General features: G+C 69.7%; 11 protein-coding genes. 9 read left to right on the top strand and 2 right to left on the bottom strand.

Annotated features, from left to right (window positions below; all coding sequences use genetic code 11):
• Window positions 1-70: 70 nt before the first annotated feature.
• From ACH34S_RS36980 to ACH34S_RS36955, 6 genes are all read left to right on the top strand, one after another.
• A complete protein-coding gene (locus ACH34S_RS36980) occupies window positions 71-1,060 on the top strand; it encodes an alpha/beta hydrolase (RefSeq protein WP_395957555.1) in 990 nt (329 codons plus the stop codon).
• Between the two features lie 74 nt (window positions 1,061-1,134).
• Window positions 1,135-2,112 carry a DUF5954 family protein gene (locus ACH34S_RS36975; protein WP_395957554.1) on the top strand — a complete coding sequence of 326 codons (978 nt, stop codon included), beginning with the start codon at window positions 1,135-1,137 and terminating at the stop codon, window positions 2,110-2,112.
• Window positions 2,113-2,142: 30 nt separating this feature from the next.
• Complete coding sequence (locus ACH34S_RS36970; RefSeq protein WP_395957553.1) at window positions 2,143-2,697, top strand: hypothetical protein; 555 nt, start codon at window positions 2,143-2,145, stop codon at window positions 2,695-2,697.
• 71 nt (window positions 2,698-2,768) lie between these two features.
• Window positions 2,769-3,560, top strand: coding sequence for a VOC family protein (locus ACH34S_RS36965; protein ID WP_395957552.1), 792 nt, complete (start codon window positions 2,769-2,771; stop codon window positions 3,558-3,560).
• A 197-nt stretch (window positions 3,561-3,757) separates the two neighbouring features.
• The gene (locus tag ACH34S_RS36960; RefSeq protein ID WP_395957551.1) at window positions 3,758-4,000 is read left to right on the top strand and encodes a hypothetical protein; all 243 of its coding nucleotides are present in this window, start codon (window positions 3,758-3,760) and stop codon (window positions 3,998-4,000) included.
• 18 nt (window positions 4,001-4,018) lie between these two features.
• Window positions 4,019-6,295 (top strand): FxsB family cyclophane-forming radical SAM/SPASM peptide maturase, encoded by a 2,277-nt coding sequence (locus ACH34S_RS36955; RefSeq protein ID WP_395957550.1) that lies wholly within the window; start codon window positions 4,019-4,021, stop codon window positions 6,293-6,295.
• Here ACH34S_RS36955 and ACH34S_RS36950 read toward each other — a convergent pair.
• Window positions 6,292-8,526, bottom strand: coding sequence for a tetratricopeptide repeat protein (locus ACH34S_RS36950; RefSeq protein WP_395957549.1), 2,235 nt, complete (start codon window positions 8,524-8,526; stop codon window positions 6,292-6,294). The two genes, ACH34S_RS36955 and ACH34S_RS36950, sit on opposite strands and share 4 nt — an antisense overlap.
• 298 nt (window positions 8,527-8,824) lie before the next feature.
• On the opposite strand from ACH34S_RS36950, the gene fxsT reads away from it, so the two are divergent.
• Window positions 8,825-12,829 (top strand): FxSxx-COOH system tetratricopeptide repeat protein, encoded by a 4,005-nt coding sequence (fxsT, locus tag ACH34S_RS36945; protein WP_395957548.1) that lies wholly within the window; start codon window positions 8,825-8,827, stop codon window positions 12,827-12,829.
• Window positions 12,830-12,835: 6 nt separating this feature from the next.
• On the opposite strand, the gene ACH34S_RS36940 is transcribed toward fxsT, so the two are convergent.
• On the bottom strand, window positions 12,836-13,726 hold the full coding sequence (locus ACH34S_RS36940) for an alpha/beta fold hydrolase (protein WP_395957547.1): 891 nt from the start codon (window positions 13,724-13,726) through the stop codon (window positions 12,836-12,838).
• Window positions 13,727-13,953: 227 nt separating this feature from the next.
• Between ACH34S_RS36940 and fusA the strand changes: the two genes are divergently transcribed.
• Window positions 13,954-16,011 carry an elongation factor G gene (gene fusA / locus ACH34S_RS36935; RefSeq protein WP_395957546.1) on the top strand — a complete coding sequence of 686 codons (2,058 nt, stop codon included), beginning with the start codon at window positions 13,954-13,956 and terminating at the stop codon, window positions 16,009-16,011.
• Between the two features lie 193 nt (window positions 16,012-16,204).
• A complete protein-coding gene (locus tag ACH34S_RS36930) occupies window positions 16,205-17,557 on the top strand; it encodes an acetyl/propionyl/methylcrotonyl-CoA carboxylase subunit alpha (RefSeq protein ID WP_395957545.1) in 1,353 nt (450 codons plus the stop codon).
• Window positions 17,558-17,568 lie beyond the last annotated feature (11 nt).

Genomic DNA, 17,568 nt, shown 5'->3' with positions numbered 1-17,568 from the left:
TTCTTCGGCGGGCGGGAGTACCGCGCCCTGCGCTCGATCAGCGGGTGTCGCGGCCGGGCTGGGGAGCGGCATGAAGAAGCGTACGGACAGGAAGATCGCCATCGGGGGGAGCCTGGCGGCGGCCGTGCTGCTGCCGGCCGTGATGGTCGGTCTCGCGCAGGCGGGCGCAGGTGTGCCGGAGGAGCGGTCGGAGGCCAGGGGCTGTGCCGAGCCGGTTCCGTCGTTCGGGCCGCCGACGAAGGCTCCCGGGGCGTCGCCGTCGCCGAAGCTGCCCAAGGTTCCGCCGGGCACCAAGCCGTTCCGGACGGGTGACCGCGCGCCGAGCCCCGACGACCCCGGCACCAATCCCGGCGGCCGTGGCACGAGGCCGGGGCCGTCCGGCGGTGGCGCGCCCGGTACGTACGCCAAGGCGGCCGACGGGGCCGCCATCACCAGTGTCAGGAAGTCCGGGACGCGGCAGTTCGACGTCACGATCGCGTCCCCGGCGCTCGGTGCCAAGGTGGAGACGCGCGTGCTTGTCCCCAGGGGCTGGACGGCCGCGGGCGGCAGATCGTTGCGCGCCGCGATGGGGCTGTCGTCCGGCGGGCAGGGCGCCATCACCTACGCCGAACGCCACCCCGGGCTGTTCAGGTACGCCGCGTGCTACAGCGGCTCGCTCAACATCACCGCCCCCGGCATGCCCGCGATCCTGACGTCGATGAACCGGGAGGCGGGCACCGCGATCTGGGGGGACCCGATCATCGCGCGGGCGAACTGGCGCGAGCACGACGCGGCCGCGATGGTGGCCAGGTTGAAGGGCACCGGCGTGTACGTCTCGTCCGGCGACGGGCGGCCCGGCCCCTTCGACGACCCGGACACCGTGCCGTGGCACGCCGGGCGCATCGGCGAGCAGCTCGCCGGGGTGATGACGGCCAACTTCGTCGAGTCGGCCAGGAGGGCGGGCGTCCCCGTCACCGCGAACCTCTACGGGCCCGGCATGCACAACTGGAAGTACTGGCGCCGTGAGCTGGAGCGGAGCTGGCCCGCACTCGCCGCAGCCATCGGCGCCCGGAAAAGCTGACGCTGTGCAGTCCTGCCAAGCCGAATGGCGGAATCCCGCGCGCCGGACCCCCGCGCCCTGTGACGATGGACGGCATGACGGGTAGTGATGGCGCGGCTCTGGCTGGTGATCTGCCCCCTTCGCCGTCGGCCGCGTCGTCGTCGGCGTGGCTCGGCGAGGTCCGGGCGCGGCGGACCCACCCGCTCGTGCTCTGGTACGGGCCGACGTACGGGGTGATGGAACGGGTCGACGGCGGCTGGATGATGTCCGGGATGGAGCGGATGACGCCGCAGGACGCCCGCGACTCGCTCGCCTGGTGGTTCCGGAACATGGCCCGCGACGCCTCCGGCGTGGACCGCGGCGAGTTCCGGGCCGGGGCCGCGCTGCTCGAACGCGGCCGGCCGAACGAGCTGACCGTCGCCGGGCGGGTGTTCCGCGTCGTCCGCGCCGACCGGTTCTGCCGCTTCGGCGCGGACGGCCCCGAGCCGCCGCGCCCCACCGACCCCGACGAGCTGCCCGAGCCCCGCACCCGCCGCGACGCTCGCCGGTTCGACCACGGCCTGCTGCCGCCCGCGCTGGCGCCCGGGTCGCCGGAGCTGCTGGGGGAGCGGTGGGAGAAGGTCCCCGAGGGGCCGAACGTCCCGGTGGAGGTGACCCGTGACGCGCGCCGCGCACTCCTCACCCATCCCCGCGTGGCCCGGCTCGCCGTCCGGTTCGCCGCCGCCGAGAAGGAGAACGGGACGTGGCCGCCGCACGGCCCGTTCCTGCACAGCCCCGCCTGCGTCCGCGACCACCTCGCCACCTACTTCGACACGATCGTGCCGATGATGCTGCCGTCGTCGCCGGACGTCCTCGCCGAGTACCGGGCCGCAGCCGGGCTGCTCCGCGACGGGACGCGCCGCGCCGAGATCACCGTCCTCGGCCGCCGGTTCCGCGTCATCCGCTTCGAGTACGTCGTCCGCGTTGGTTCGGACGGGCCCGAGCGGCCGCGCCCGTCCGACTACGACCCCGAAGAGCCCTTCACCCCCGACCCCGAGGAAGCGCGCGGCCTCGGGTTCGCCGACGACGAGTAGGCGGGCGGCCGCGCCGGTAGCGTGGCGCCGGTGAAGGGATTCGCGCGGCGGGAGTTCCAGCTCGTGCTGCTCCGCCGGATGGCCGACTACCAGCCCGGCCTCGTCGAGGACGCGATGCGCGCGCTGGCGGCGACCCGCACCGAGACGCGGGAGGTCAACGCCCGCTGGCAGCGGATCCTCCGGTCCCGGACGTTCCCGCGCGGGCAGCGCCGCTACGAGGCGGTCCTCGGCCCGCCCGGCGGCGTCGAGGAGCGCCGCATCGGCGATGTGACCTGCGAGATCGTGTGGTGGACGGGCCTGTCCCTATGGCCCGGGCTCCGGTTCGAGATCATGCTGGCCCCGGACGGCTCCGTCGCGCACGAATGGCTCGCCCGCGCGGGCGGCGTCCCGGTGCCGCGCCTCGACGCCGTCGACGACCTCGTCCCCTGGTCCTGCGTCGTCGGCGACGTCGCCGCGCGCTTCGGCAGCGTCGCCCACCAGGACGGCGACGCCCCGAGCCGCTGGCACGCCACCCTCACCACACCCGACGGGACGTTCGCCGCCCACTTCGTCTGGGGCCTGCTCCAGGCCGTCGACAGCGTCTGAAAATCGTTCATTGGGATCTTCTTGGCGGTGCGCGGCATGGGAGATTGCCCGCCCGCTCCTACCGTGGAGGGATGCCCGAGGTCACCGAGCATGCCCCCGGGACTGCGGCATGGGCCCAGCTGACCAGCCCGGACGTGGGGGCGTCCAAGGAGTTCTACCGCGGTGTCTTCGGGTGGCATTCCTACACGCTGGCCCTGGGCATGTGGGGCGACAACGAGGTCTTCACGCTCGACGGCGCGCAGGGCCCGGAGGTCGCCGGGGTGAACTCGCTCGCCGACGACACCGAGCCCGCGACCTGGACCTGCCACTTCCGCGTCGCGGACCTCGACGCCACGCTCGACGTCGTCCGCGCCGCCGGCGGCGCGGTGACCGTCGAGCCGGCCGACGTCGCCGACCTCGGGCGCATGGCGCTGTGCTCCGACCCGCAGGGCGCCGACTTCGCCCTCTGGCTGCCCTACAACCAGCCGGGCGCCAGCGTCGTCGACGAGGCGGGCGCGATGTGCTGGGTCGAGCTGGCCAGCACCGACCCCCAGGACGCGCGCCGCTTCTACGGCAAGGTGTTCGGCTGGACGCCGGTCGACCGCTCCTACTACGCGCCGTCCTACACCAACTGGAAGCTCGGGGACTGGTCCGTCGCGGGCCTGCTGCCCATCGAGGCGTGGTGGCCGGAGGGGTTCCCGCCGCACTGGATCCCGTACTTCTGGGTCGCGGACTGCGACGCCGCCGCCCGCCGCGCCGCCGAGCTGGGCGCCCAGATCCACGTCCCGCCGACCGACATCCGCCCGGGCCGCTTCTGCGTCATGACCGACCCCGCAGGCGCCCGGCTGGCCGTCATCACCCCGGCCATCACCACCCGCCCCTGATCACGTGGCGGGCGCTCCGGCGCTACGACCTTGGCTGAGGCCGCGCTCGAACCAGCCTCGAAAAGAACGGCTGGCATGATTCGGCCATGTCGTGCTCAGCTCCTTCATGTACTTTCTAGTGAGGACAGGGCGCTGCACTGTCCTATCATCGCGCGGTACCTGCTCGAGATTTCCTGCGTCGAGCCACCGGCACCTCCATGAAGACGGCGGCCGACATCCGCCCAGCCCGCTTATTGATGGCTTCGACCGGCATGGAGAGCATGAACGTGAGCGAAGAAGTTAACGCGCCAGAGCACACCGACTCGCGGCAACCGACTCCGGAGGAGTTGGCTCTCGAAGCCGCTGCCGCGCGCATCGTTGCGAGGGTCTCCCGAACGCACGAGAGGGACGTGGACGGTTCAGCGGCCGACGGGGTCGCCGCGTTCACCTCCTTCATCTGACATCTCTTTGCGGCAGTCATGGCTCCGTCAACACTGTTTCGCCAATTCGTGCTCAAGGTCCACAGCAGGTGTGACCTCGCCTGTGACCACTGCTACGTATTCGAGCACGCCGACCAGAGTTGGCGAAGGCGTCCAGTCATGATGTCCGTGGCCACCATGGATCGCACGGCGGAACGCATCGCCGACCACGCGCGTCGCCACGGCTTGGCGCACGTGAGTCTGGTCCTGCACGGCGGTGAGCCGCTGCTGTGCGGGCCTGACCACCTCGCCGCCCTCCTTTCCGCACTGAAGGGCCGGCTCTCTCACGTCTGCGACTTCGATCTGGGAATGCAGACCAACGGAGTTCTCCTCGATCGGCGGTTCTGTGCGCTGTTGCGCGACCACGGAGTCAAGATCGGCATCTCCCTGGACGGGGACCGTCAGGCGAACGACCGGCACCGCTCGTATCGCGACGGTCGCAGCAGCTACGACAAGGTGATCCGAGCCATCGATCTCCTCCGCGGCGACTATCCCGAGCTGTATTCCGGTCTGCTCTGCACCATCGACATCGCCAATGACCCGATCACCGTTTATGAGGCGCTCATCGCGCACGAACCGCCCAAGATCGACTTCCTATTGCCGCATCACACCTGGGAACGTCCACCGCCAGGATCAGCAACGGGTCCATCGGCCGGTGAGACGCCCGCCACCCCTTATGCCGACTGGCTGCAGGTCATCGCCGACAGGTGGCTGAGCGACGACCGCCCGGTGCCGGTGCGGATGTTCGATTCGATCATCCGCACCACCGTCGGGAGGACCGGTCTTGTCGAATCGCTGGGGTTGGAGGCGAGCGATCTGCTGGTCGTCGAGTCGGACGGCACGTATGAGCAGGTTGATTCGCTGAAAACGGCGTTCGACGGCGCCCCGGACACAGGCATGGACGTTTTCCGGCACTCGATCGATGACGTGGCGAGCGTAGCGGGCATCAAGGCGCGCCAAGGCGGGTTGGCGGCTCTGTGCGAAACCTGCCAGGACTGCCCGGTCGTCGCGACCTGCGGCGGCGGATTGTTCGCACATCGGTACCGCGCCGATGGCTCCGGTTTCGCCAACCCCAGCGTCTACTGCGGCGACCTTTTTGCGCTGATCGGCAACCTACAGGAGAGCATTACCCGCCAACCGTATATTCTGCCACCCGCCGTGGTGCTCTCCGTGGCGACAGGCCATGGCGACCGCGCGACGATGGCGCGGCTCGGGGACGCGCAACGGATCGGATGCCGTGGCCTGGTCACTGCGATCGGTGCCCGCACCGGCCCCTCGGCGGGCCGGGACGCGGTGAACCGGGTCCGTGCCGCTGATCCTGACGCCTACGACCGGGCGCTGTCGTATCCCCATGTGCGGGCGTGGGCCCTGGAACGGGTTCGCGCCTTGAACCGGAACAACGGGGCGGCGGACGATGGTCTCCTGGCGACCGTTGCCTGCGTGGCCGCCGCACGTGCGGCCGAGAGCGTCACGCTGACCGTCCCGGTTCGGGGCGGCGCGGTGCATCTCCCGGGCATTGGCCGCTATGACGTGCCGAGCCGTGAGGAGACCACCGTCCGCGTCGATGCCGGACGTATCGAGGTGGACGGTGCCACGGCGGTCGAGGCGGTCCGCTACCTGACGGCAGGCCGTTTCACCGTCATGCTCGATGACCTCGACCCGTTCCGCGACCGCCACGTCCGGCCCGCGGCACCACGGCTCGACACTGATCAGTTCGCGCGGTGGGAGGCGTCCTTCCGGGAGGCATGGTCGCTACTGGAGAAGGAGTACGCCGAATACGCGCCGGCCATTGCGGAGGGGCTGACGACGATCGTCCCGCTCACCGCCCCCAAGTCCGGGGCAAGCGTCAGCTCAACGGTGCGGGACGCCTACGGAGCGGTGGGAATCGCGCTGCCGGATAGTCCTGCCGTTCTGTGCTTGCTGATCCTCCATGAATTTCAGCACGTGAAGCTTGGTGGAGTCCTCGACTTCACCGATCTCTATGACGAATCCGACGACCGGCTGTACGACGCGCCTTGGCGCCCTGACCCGCGTCCCTTGGGCGCATTGCTGCAGGGGGCGTACGCGCACATCGCCGTCGCTGACTTCTGGTTTCGCAGAACGCGGTCGGGGGAGGGCGCGGAGGCGTCCGAGGCGGCACGCCATTTTCACCGCCTGCATCCGATGATCTTGAATGCGATCACCACACTTCAAGAGTCGGCGTCACTCACCGGAATGGGCGAACAGTTCGTTCTGGCGATGCGCCGGGCGTTCATAGCGATGGTTTCCGGCGCCTAAGGTCGTCCAGTGATGTTGTCCAACATTTCGCGAACCTCGGCCGCCTTCGGATTCTCCATTAGTTCGTAAATCGTCAATGATTCTGATAGGGCCGAGTATGCCATACGGGTTTCATCGAGCGTGAGGAAGGCCGATCCGAGACCCAGCAGGCTCGTTGCGAGGCCGAACTTGTCATCGATCTGTCGCCTGACGTCAATTGATTTCTGAAACCAGGTGACCGCAGTAGGGAACTCTTCCCGAACGCGGGCGAGTTCACCTAGTTCATATAGCGCGTCGCCTTCGGATTGGAGGTCGACGCCGTGGGCGGCGTCGACTGCGGCGTTGTACTGCCGATATGCCTCGTCGTCATCGCCGAGGATGCGGTGAATCGAGCCGATCATCCTCAAGTCAATAGACTCACTCCGCCGATCGCCGAGATCCCTCAACAATCTCAAAGACTTTTTGGCATGGTCGAGGGCCTCCTCATATCGCTCGAGTTGGATCAAGGTATAGGCAACGTTGCCCAGATTGATGGCCTGCCCTTGAGCGTCGTCGATCTCCACACAAATATTGATTGCGTTCTGAAACCTCCCGAGGGCCTCTGGCGCTCGTCCGAGTGCGAGTTCCGCGCCGCCGACACAGGTCTCGCTCCGCGCCTCGGCATAGCGATCGCCGGCATGCCGAGCCGCGTCAAGGGCCACCAAAGCGGTTTCGTGGCGGTTCACCGGATGGGAATGCAGAATGAAGAAGTACGTTAGATTAATCGGCAGTTTCCATGCGATCTCCTCGAACCCTAGAAGCATGGCTTGATCGATGGCGGCGATGAGGTTGAGTCTCTCCGCCTCACACCATGACAAAGCGCTCTGCGGATCGTCGAAGGTCCTGGCCCATCGTGAAGGCTCGGTTTGCACGTGCCGGCGCTGAGGCGAGATGACACGGTCGACGTTGCCAGCGGTGCGCAGATAGCAGCCAAGGACCCGATGAACTGCGGCCTTACGGTCGGCAGCGCTCTCTTCGGCGTTGAGCCGCTCTATGGCATAGGCCTTGACGAGATCATGAAACTGGTAGCGGTCGGCGCTAGGCATTTCCAGCAGATTTGCGTCCAGGAGAAGCGACAAGTGCCGACGGGCTTCCATCATGCTGGCATCGGCCACCGCTGCTGCCGCTTCGACGGAGAAGTCGACGCCACTGAGAAGTCCGGTCAGGCGGAACATCCGCGCGGCATTGGGAGCGAGGGAGCCATAGGACCGAGAGAACACGTTTTCTGGCACTGACGCACTTTCACGATGTCCGGTAAAAAAAGTCAGTCGTTGTTGTTGATCTGCGAGCTCTCCGACGAGATCTTCGATGAACGCTCCATCCTGCCCTCGTATATACTCGGCTGCTATTCTCAGAGTCAACGGTAAGAATCCGCATTGCCGCACCAAGGTCGTCATCGAATCGTGGAGCAGGGAATTCCTGGTATCGGCTACGGCCTGGAGAAGGTTTAGCGCATCGGCCTCGGCAAGCGGTTTCAGATCAATCAGCTCGGCGCCATCCTGGGCGATCAGAGACTTTAGCTTGCTGCGACTCGTTATCAGCACCATGCAATTTCCGGAGGAGGGCAGGAGTGGCCGGATCTGAGCGGCGGAGCGGGCATTATCTAGAATGATGAGCATTCGCCGTTCGTTGATCTCCGATCGAAATGCCGCCGCCATCGCATCGAGAGTATTGGGGATCTGGTTAGGGGCCACGCCCAAAGCTCGCAGAAAATTATCGAGAACGTCTTCGGCGGCGATAGAGGTGCTGGGGTCGTATCCGTGGAGGTTCGCGTAAAACTGCCCGTCGGGGAAGTGGTTCTTATTTTGGTGGCCCCAGTGAACGGCTAAGGCGGTCTTTCCGACTCCGCCGAGCCCGGAAACAACGACGAGATCGGCGCTGTTGTGATATAGGTCGTCCAGATTCGAGCATTCGGCCTCGCGGTCGGTAAAATGGCGCGATCGACGGGGCAACTGGCGGGGTATCGAGCGTTCTCGTGGAATATGTGCAGAACCGTCGTGAGTGCTGTATCCTGCGGGAAGCCGGCGTCCAGCGGGAGGCCCAGTACCTTGTTGATCGAGAGAAGTGTCCTGGTGGCCGATCCAGATGTTGACACTTTCTGCAGTAATCGCCGCCGCCAGGGAAATGATCAGCCACATCAGATTCCATGCGCCGCCATTGAGGATTTGGTTTATCGCCACCCCTACGGCCACCGTGCCCGCTGCTGCAGACATCGTCCTGGCCGCTCGACGAAACCTTCTCATTGACCACACCCCTGCATCGATCGCTTAACTTCACATCATAATGTAGATCATTCTTCTGTGGGGGGAGAATTGTACGCCGAATCTGGTCACATAAGTGCTCTCGACGTCGCCCCGGCCTCGTGAACGGTCGTCGGCGCGGAGCTGTCGGAGATTGGGACCACGGGCCGCAGCAGGAACAAGTCGGGGGTGCACCCGCTCCGCAGACTCCGCCGTCCATGTCCCGGCCCAACCTCAGCGACCTGGAGTCCTGAGGCGAGGAGAACCCTTCATGACGAACCCAGCGGACCGGACGAACGCGGCGATCACGACGGACGCGGCGATCAAGCCCGGCGCAGACGCCAGGACGAACGGCGGGAACGGCGGGACGATCGTCACCTTCTACTCCTACAAGGGCGGCACCGGCCGGACGACCGCGCTCGCCAACGTCGCCTGGATCATGGCGGGCGCCGGGCTGAAGGTGCTCGTCATCGACTGGGACCTCGAATCCCCCGGCCTGCACAAGTTCTTCCATCCGTTCCTCGACCAGACCATCCTGACCTCGACGCCCGGCGTCATCGACATGCTCGACGAGTACTCCTGGGCGACGACGAACAAGCACGAGGACGACGAGCGCGACTGGCACCGCGACTACGCGAAGGTGCTGCGGCACGCGGTCACGCTGGAGTGGGAGTTCCCCGGCGACGGGACGCTCGACTTCATCTCCGCCGGGCGGCAGAACAGGAACTACTCCTCCCTCACCCGGGCCCTGGACTTCGACCACTTCTACGGGCGGCTCGGCGGCGGGCAGTTCTTCGACGCGCTCCGCGAGGACATGCGGCGGCACTACGACTACGTCCTGATCGACAGCCGCACCGGCTACAGCGACATCGCCGACATCTGCACGCTGCACTTCCCCGACGTCCTCGTCGACTGCTTCACCCTCAGCTACCAGAGCATCGACGGCGCCGCCGACATCGCCCACAGCATCGACAAGCGCGACCATGTGCGCCCGATCCGCATCCTGCCGGTCCCGATGCGCATCGACTTCGGGGAGAACGCGAAGGTCGAGGCCGGGCGGGCGTACGCGCGGGCGCGCTTCGACCGCTTCCCGCGCGGCATGACCCGGCAGGAGGCCAACGGGTACTGGCTGTCGATCGAGATCCCGTACCGGCCGTACTACGCGTTCGAGGAGACGCTCGCGACGTTCGGCGACGCGCCCGGCTCGCCGAACTCGATGCTCGCGGCGTTCGAGCGGCTCACCAAGGTGATCACCGACGGCCGGGTGGGGGAGTACCGGCCCGTCGAGGAGGAGCTGCGCCTCACCACCCTCGACCGGTTCACCCGGCGGGGCCCGACCGAGGTCTCCGACGTCCTCATCAGCTACGTCTCCGCCGACCGCCCGTGGGTCGACTGGATGGCGCTCGTGCTCGGGCGCGCCGGGTTCCGCGTCGACGCCCGCAGCGTGGACGCGGCGGCGGGCGAGGTCCCCGGCGACGATCCCGGCGAGCACACGATCGTGCTGCTCTCGCCCGACTCGGTCAGCTCGCCGAACGCGCTGCGGTACTGGGAGTCGCTGGCCAGCCGTGCCGCGGCGCCGCAGCGCAGGCTGACGACCGTCCGGGTGCAGGACGCCGCGCTGCGCACGGCCGTCACCGACCAGTTCCCCCTCGACCTCACCGGGCTCGGGGAACGCGACGGCGCCGAGGCCCTCGTCCGGGCCCTCGGCAGGCCCGGCTACACCTTCGACCATCCGGCCGAGCACTCGCGGGTCGGGCCGCGGTTCCCCGGCTCCGCCCGGACCGCGCCGGAGATCTGGAACGCCGACCGCCGCAACGCCGTGTTCACCGGCCGCGGCCGCCTGCTGGAGGTGCTCCGCGACCAGCTCCTCGGGACGACGCAGCGGGTCGTCATGCCGCAGGCGCTGCACGGCCTCGGCGGCGTGGGGAAGACTCAGGTCGCGCTGGAGTACGCGCACCGCTTCAAGGCCGACTACGACCTGGTGTGGTGGATCAGCGCGCAGTCGGCCGACTCGATCCGGGTGGCGCTGGCGAACCTGGCCGAGCAGCCGCAGCTCAGGCTGCGCGTCGGGGAGAACATCGCGGACGCGGCCGGTGCCGCGCTGGAGGCGCTGCGGCGCGGTGAGCCCACCTCCCGCTGGCTGCTGATCTTCGACAACGCGGAGAACCCGGAGGAGCTGAAGCCGTACCTGCCGGGCGGGGACGGGCACGTCCTCATCACCTCCCGCGACCCGGCCTGGTCCGAGCTCGCCAACCCGGTCGCCGTGGACGTGTTCACCGAGGAGGAGGCCGCCGAGCACCTCGTCCGGCGGGTCCAGGACATCTCCGAGGAGAGCGCCCGCAAGATCGGCACGGCGCTCGGCTACCTGCCGCTCGCGATCGAGCAGGCCGCGGCGTGGCTCGCGTCGACGTTCATGCCCGCGAGCGAGTACCTGGAGGCGCTGGAGAACGAGACGGCGTCCACGCTGGAGCGCAGCGCGGAGAGCTTCCCGCAGTCGGTCGCGATGACGTGGAGCGTCACCTTCCGGCAGCTCAGGGAGGCGTCCCCGGCGGCGGCGCGCCTATTGGAGCTGCTCGCCTTCTTCTCGTCCGAGCCGATCTCGCTCGACCTCGTCTACAGCGACGTCACCGCGGGCATCCTCGCCGCCCACGACGAGACCGTCCGCGACACGCTGGTGATCGGCAAGCACGTCCGGGAGATCAGCCGGTTCGCGCTGGCGAAGGTCGACCAGGGCAACAAGTCGATCCGGGTGCACCCGCTCGTCCAGGCCGTGATCCGGCACGGGCTCGACCCGGAGCTGACCGATACGACCTGCCACGACGTGCACAAGATCCTGCTGGGCGCGCGGCCGAGCCACGGCGACACCGACGATCCGGGCAACTGGCCGAGCCTTGAGGAGATCCTGCCGCACGTGAAGCCGTCCAGAGCGGCGAGCTGCGACGACGAGGACGTCCGCCAGATGCTCACCGACCTCGTCCGCTACCAGTGGAAGCGCGGCGTGTTCGACAGCGCGATGGCGGCCGGGCAGGAGCTGGTCGCCGAGTGGAGCGGCAAGCTCGGCGAGGACCACTGGCAGTGGCTGTTCCTGCGCTCGCAGATCGCCAACGTGCTGCGCTCGCAGGGCAACTTCCAGGAGGCCTACGACCTCGACCAGGACGTCCTGGAACGGCAGCGCAACTCCCCGACGCTCGGCCCGACGCACCCGCACACGCTGATCACCGCCGGCAACCTGGCGGCCGACATGCGCGCGATGGGCGACTACCGCGGCGCGCTCGCCCTGGACCTGCAGACCTACGAGCAGGCGGGCACGCCGTGGGGCGAGGAGCACCCGCGCACGCTGATGATCGCGCACAACCTGGCGGTCGACTACCGGCTGACCGGCGACTGGGAGAGCGCCTACCGCTACGACACCGAGACGCTGCGGCTGCGCCGCGCCCTGCTCGGCGACGACCATCCCTACACGCTGTTCACCGAGGCGAACGTGGCCCGCGACCTGCGCGAGGCGGGCCGCTACGACGAGTCCGTCGTCCGGCTCCGCGACGTGTACCGGCGGTACGTGGACGTCCTCGGCGACCAGATCCTCGACACGCTCCGGACGGGCAAGAGCCTCGCGGTGTCGCTGCGCCGCGCCGGGCTGCGCGAGGAGGCGCTCGCGCTCGCGGAGGACACCTACGCCCGCTACCAGCGGCACTTCCCCGAGTCGCCGGACACGCTGCCCGCCGACCTGGAGGTCGCGGCGTGCATGGGCGAGCTCGGCGACCTCGTCGGCGCCCGCGACCGGACCCGCGCCGTCCTCGCCCGGCACCGGGCGCAGATGGGCGACGAGCACCCCTACACCGTGATGATCGAGAACAACCTCGGCTGCTACCTGCGCTACACCGGCGACGTCGAGACGGCCGTCGCGCTCACCGCCAAGACGTCCTCGCTGCTCGTGCGGCTGCTCGGCCCCGCCCATCCGCTGGTGCTGCTCGCGGCCGTCAACCACGCGAACTGCCTCGGCGCCGACGGGCGCCTGGAGGACGCCGAGGCCCGCGAGCGGGACGCCCTCGCCGGCCTGGTCAGGGTGTACGGCGAGGACCACCCGGACACCTGCTTCTGCCGCGGCAACCTGTCGGTCACGCTGGAGGGCATGGGCCGGACGGCGGAGTCGCGGGAACTGCGCGAGCGGGCCGTCGCGGGGCTGCTCAGGCTCGGCGAGCAGCGCCCGCACCCGCTGATCGCGGCCGTCCGCGAGGGGCTGCGCGTCGACCGCGACTTCGAGCTGCACCCGGTCTGATCGGGCCTACACCCGGCCGGAGAGCGGCGCGGCCGGCCGGGCCAGCCACGACAGGACGTCCGGCAGCACGTTGAACGCCGCGAAGTGCGCCGAGCCCGGCTGGACGACGACCGTCGAGGACGGGATCCGGTCGGCCAGCCAGCGGGAGTGCCCGGCCGGGGAGAAGGTGTCGTTCGCGCCGTGCCACAGCATCGTCGGGACGACGATGTCGCCGAGCTCGAACCCCCACGGCGCGCAGAACGCGAGCAGGTCGTCGATCCAGCCGTCGGCGGACGTCCGGAACGCCTCCTGGAACGTCTCCAGCAGCAGCCTGCGCATCCCCGACTCCAGCACGACGCGCCGGTCCGACTGGGTCAGCTCGGCGTACAGGTTCGCGACGTGCCGCGCCGGGTCCGCGCGGATGCGGTCGGCGATCGTCCGCAGCCGGTCCGCGACGAGCGGCCCCTGCCCGCGGACCGCCATGTACTCACGGGTGTTGGACGCCGCCATCCCCTCGAACCAGTCCAGGCCCTCCGCCTCGGCGGGCGCGAGCCCGACCAGCGCGGCGGCGCGGGTGGCGCGGCCGGGCAGCAGCGCCGCGCACGCCAGCGCGTGCGGGCCGCCGCCGGACCGGCCGAGCACCGCGAACCGGTCCAGGTCGAGGACGTCGGCGAGCAGCCGCACGTCGTCGGCGATGTCGGCGACGACGCGTCCCCGCATCCGGCCCGACAGCCCGTAGCCGGGACGGTCGAAGCTGATGAGCCGGATGCCGCGCTGGTACAGGACCATGGGGCGCGGGATGGGGCCGAGCCTGCTGCCGGGTGTGCCGTGCAGGAGGAAGACGGGAAAACCGGTCGGGACCCCCCACTCCTCGACGGCGAGCTCTCGTCCGTCCGCCGTGGATACGACCCTCGTCAAGACAGTCCTCCGTTCTCCGGATCCCCGGAGCGCACCGGCGCGTAACCGTCCCCTGTCCCCGCTTCTAACTGATCAGCTCCACACGCGTCAACCCGGGGTGTCACACCCGGCGCATGCGGTGGAAAACCCTTGGCGCGCGCGGGTTCCGCGCGGTTACGGTGCGCTTGCCGTAAAGGGACGATCTTGTCCGGCGGCGGTCGTCATCCGAGAGAAACGGAGGATTCCCGATGACAACCACATTCCTTGCACTCTCCAAGGTTCGCAACATCGGGATCATGGCGCACATCGACGCCGGGAAGACGACGACCGCCGAGCGGATCCTGTTCTTCACCGGCGTGTCCCGCCGCATCGGCGAGGTGCACGACGGCGCGGCCGCGCTGGACTTCCTGAAACAGGAGCGCGACCGCGGCATCACGATCACCTCCGCCGCCACGACCTGCCGCTGGACGGCCGACGGCGCCGAGCACACGATCAACCTGATCGACACGCCGGGGCACGTCGACTTCACCGTCGAGGTCGAGCGGTGCCTGCGCGTCCTGGACGGCGCCGTGACGGTGTTCGACGGCGTCGCGGGCGTCGAGCCGCAGTCGGAGACGGTGTGGCGGCAGGCCGACCGGTACGGCGTGCCGCGGATCTGCTTCGTCAACAAGCTCGACCGTGCCGGGGCCGACCCGCACCGCTGCGTGGACATGATCCGCGAGCGGCTGGGGGCCGTCCCGCTGGTCATGCAGCTTCCGATCGGGGCGGAGGACGCGTTCGAGGGCGTCGTCGACCTCGTGTCCGGCCGCGCGCACCGCTGGCCGGACGGCGTGCACACGGTCGGGGACGTCCCGTCCGGCATGCTCGCGGACGTCCGGCGGGCGCGGGCCGAGCTCATCGAGACGCTGGGCGACCACGACGAGGAGTTCATCGAGCAGTACCTGAGCGGCACGGAACCGTCGCAGGCGCAGGTCCACGCGGCGATCCGGCGGCTCACGGTCGCGTCCGTCGTGACGCCCGTGTTCTGCGGCAGCGCGTACAAGAACAAGGGCGTCCAGCCCCTCCTGGACGCGGTGGCGCGCTACCTCCCGTCCCCGCTCGACGCGGTGGCCGCACCGGACGGCACGGCCGCACCGGGCATGCCCGCGCCGGACGACGACGCCCCGCTCGCCGCGCTCGCCTTCAAGATCATGAGCGACCGGTATCTGGGGCGGCTCACGTTCGTCCGGATCTACTCGGGCCGGCTCGTGTCCGGCGCCGCGGTCCTGAACAGCGTCAAGGAACGGAAGGAGCGCATCGGCAAGATCTACCGCGTCCACGCGGGCGACCGCGAGGAGATCGGATCGGCGGGCGCGGGCGACATCGTCGCGGTCATGGGCCTGAAGCGGACCACGACCGGCGAGACGCTGTGCGCCGAGACCCATCCGGTGATCCTGGAGTCGATGGACTTCCCGGACCCGGTGATCGAGGTCGCGGTCGAGCCGAGGTCGAAGGCCGACGTGGACAGGCTGGCCGACGCCATCCGGCACCTGTCGGAAGAGGATCCGTCCTTCAGGGTGCGCGACGACGGCGGCCAGACCGTCATCGGCGGCATGGGCGAGCTGCATCTGGAGGTCCTCGTCGACCGGATGAAGGAGGAGTACAACGTCGAGGCCAACGTCGGACGGCCCCGCGTCGCCTACCGCGAGACCGTGCGGCGCGCGGTGGACAAGGTCGTCCACCTGCACCGCAAGCAGTCGGGAGGCAAGGGCCAGTACGCGAAGGTGCAGATCGCCCTCGAACCGATCGGGGACGGGTACGAGTTCGTCAACCGGGTCACCGGCGGGCGGATCCCGAAGGAGTTCATCCCGTCCGTGGACGCGGGCTGCCAGGACGCGATGCAGGCCGGCGTCCTCGCGGGCCACGAGATGACGGGCGTGCGGGTCACCCTGCTGGACGGCGACTTCCACCCCGTCGACTCGTCCGAGCTCGCGTTCCGGATCGCCGGGTCGATGGCGTTCAAGGAGGCCGTCCGGCGCGCGTCCCCGGTGCTGCTCGAACCGGTGATGGCCGTCGAGGTCACCACCCCCGGGGAGCATCTCGGCGCGGTCATCGGCGACCTCAGCGCCCGGCGCGGCCGGGTCGAGGGCGGCGGTGAGCGCGGCGGCGCCCGGGTCGTGCACGCCCTGGTGCCGCTGGCGGAGATGTTCGGCTATGTCGGCGATCTGCGCGGCATGACGTCGGGCCGCGGCGTCTTCACGATGCGGTTCGACTCCTACGCCGAGGTTCCGCCCGCGGCCGCGCAGAAGATCATCGCCGCCGGCTGACTCGGGTTCCGGGGGCCGCACCCCATGTGCGGCCCCCGGCCTGGGGCTTCGAGCCGCGGCGCCCGGCGCACAAACCCGCGCGCCGTTATTTGTGGGCCGCACGGCCGGACGCGGCGGCGCCGCCGGCGCTAGTCTCGGCCGGGTCGGGGCAGCCGGTCCCGGTCCCGCCGATCCGCGCAGAGGGAGTCCGCAGGTGTTCGAGTCCGTGCTCGTGGCGAACCGCGGGGAGATCGCCGGGCGGATCGTCCACACCGCCCGCGCCCTGGGCGTGAAGGCCATCGCCGTGCACTCTGGCGCCGACGCCGACCTCCCGTTCGTCGCGGAGGCGGACGAGGCCGTCCTCATCGGCCCGGCCGATCCCGTGCGCAGCTACCTCAACGTCCCGGCGATCCTGGAGGCCGCGCACCGGACGAACGCGCAGGCCGTCCACCCCGGTCACGGGTTCCTCGCGGAGGACGCCGACTTCGCCCGCGCCGTCGCCGGTCGCGGCCTCGTCTGGATCGGCCCGCCGCCGCTCGCCGCCGCCCGGATGAGCGACAAGATCAACGCCCGGAACCTGATGAAGGAGGCGGGCGTCCCCGTCGCGCCCGGCGTGTGGGAGCCCGTCCCGGACGCCGACACCGCCGCCGAGGAGGCCGAGCGCATCGGCTACCCGGTGATGGTGAAGCCCGCCGCCGGCGGTGGCGGCATCGGCCTCGCCGCCGCCCGCGACGAGCCGGGCCTGCGCGCCGCGTACGCGACGGCCCGCGCCCACGCCGAACGGCTCCTCGGGCACGGCGACGTCCTCCTCGAACGGTACGTGGAGGGCGCCCGGCACGTCGACGTGCAGATCCTCGGCCTCGCGGACGGCACCGTCGTCGCGCTCGGCGAGCGCGACTGCTCCCTCCAGCGCCGCCACCAGAAGATCGCCGCGGAGACGCCGTCGCCCGGCATCCTCCCGGGGCTGCGCGAGCGGATGCTCGCCGCCGCCGTCCGCGCGGGCGAGGCGATCGGCTACCGGGGCGCGGGAACCGTCGAGTTCCTCGTCGACCCCGCCGCGCAGGAGTTCTACTTCCTGGAGATGAGCACCCGCCTGCCCGCCGAGCACCCGATCACCGAGCTGGTCACCGGCATCGACCTGGTCGAGCAGCAGTTCCGCATCGCCGCCGGTGAGCCCGTCTCGTTCACGGATGCGTCCCCGCACGGCCACGCCATCGAGTTCCGCGTCCTCGCCGAAGACCCGCAGCAGTTCCGCCCCTCGACCGGTGAGATCACCGTGTGGGAGGAACCGGTCGGCGACGGCATCCGCATCGACGCCGGATACGCCGAGGGCACCACCGTCACCCCCCACTACGACTCGCTGCTCGCCACGCTCTGCGTCCACGGCGACGACCGTGCCCACGCGCTGCGCCGCGCCCGGGCCGCCGTCGACGCGTTCCACATCGAGGGCCCGCGCACCAACCTCGCGTTCTTGAGCGAGCTGCTCGACCGCCCCGAGTTCGCGGACGGCACCTACAACACCGAGATCGTCGGCCGCATGCGCCCGCACTCTTCGATCGCCCGCTGAAAGGACCGGCC

It is taken from the genome of Actinomadura sp. 3N508 (genome assembly GCF_044326375.1).
GTDB lineage: Bacteria > Actinomycetota > Actinomycetes > Streptosporangiales > Streptosporangiaceae > Spirillospora.
The sequence above is the reverse complement of the archived record's forward strand: the minus strand, read 5'-3'. Positions and strand labels throughout refer to the sequence as shown.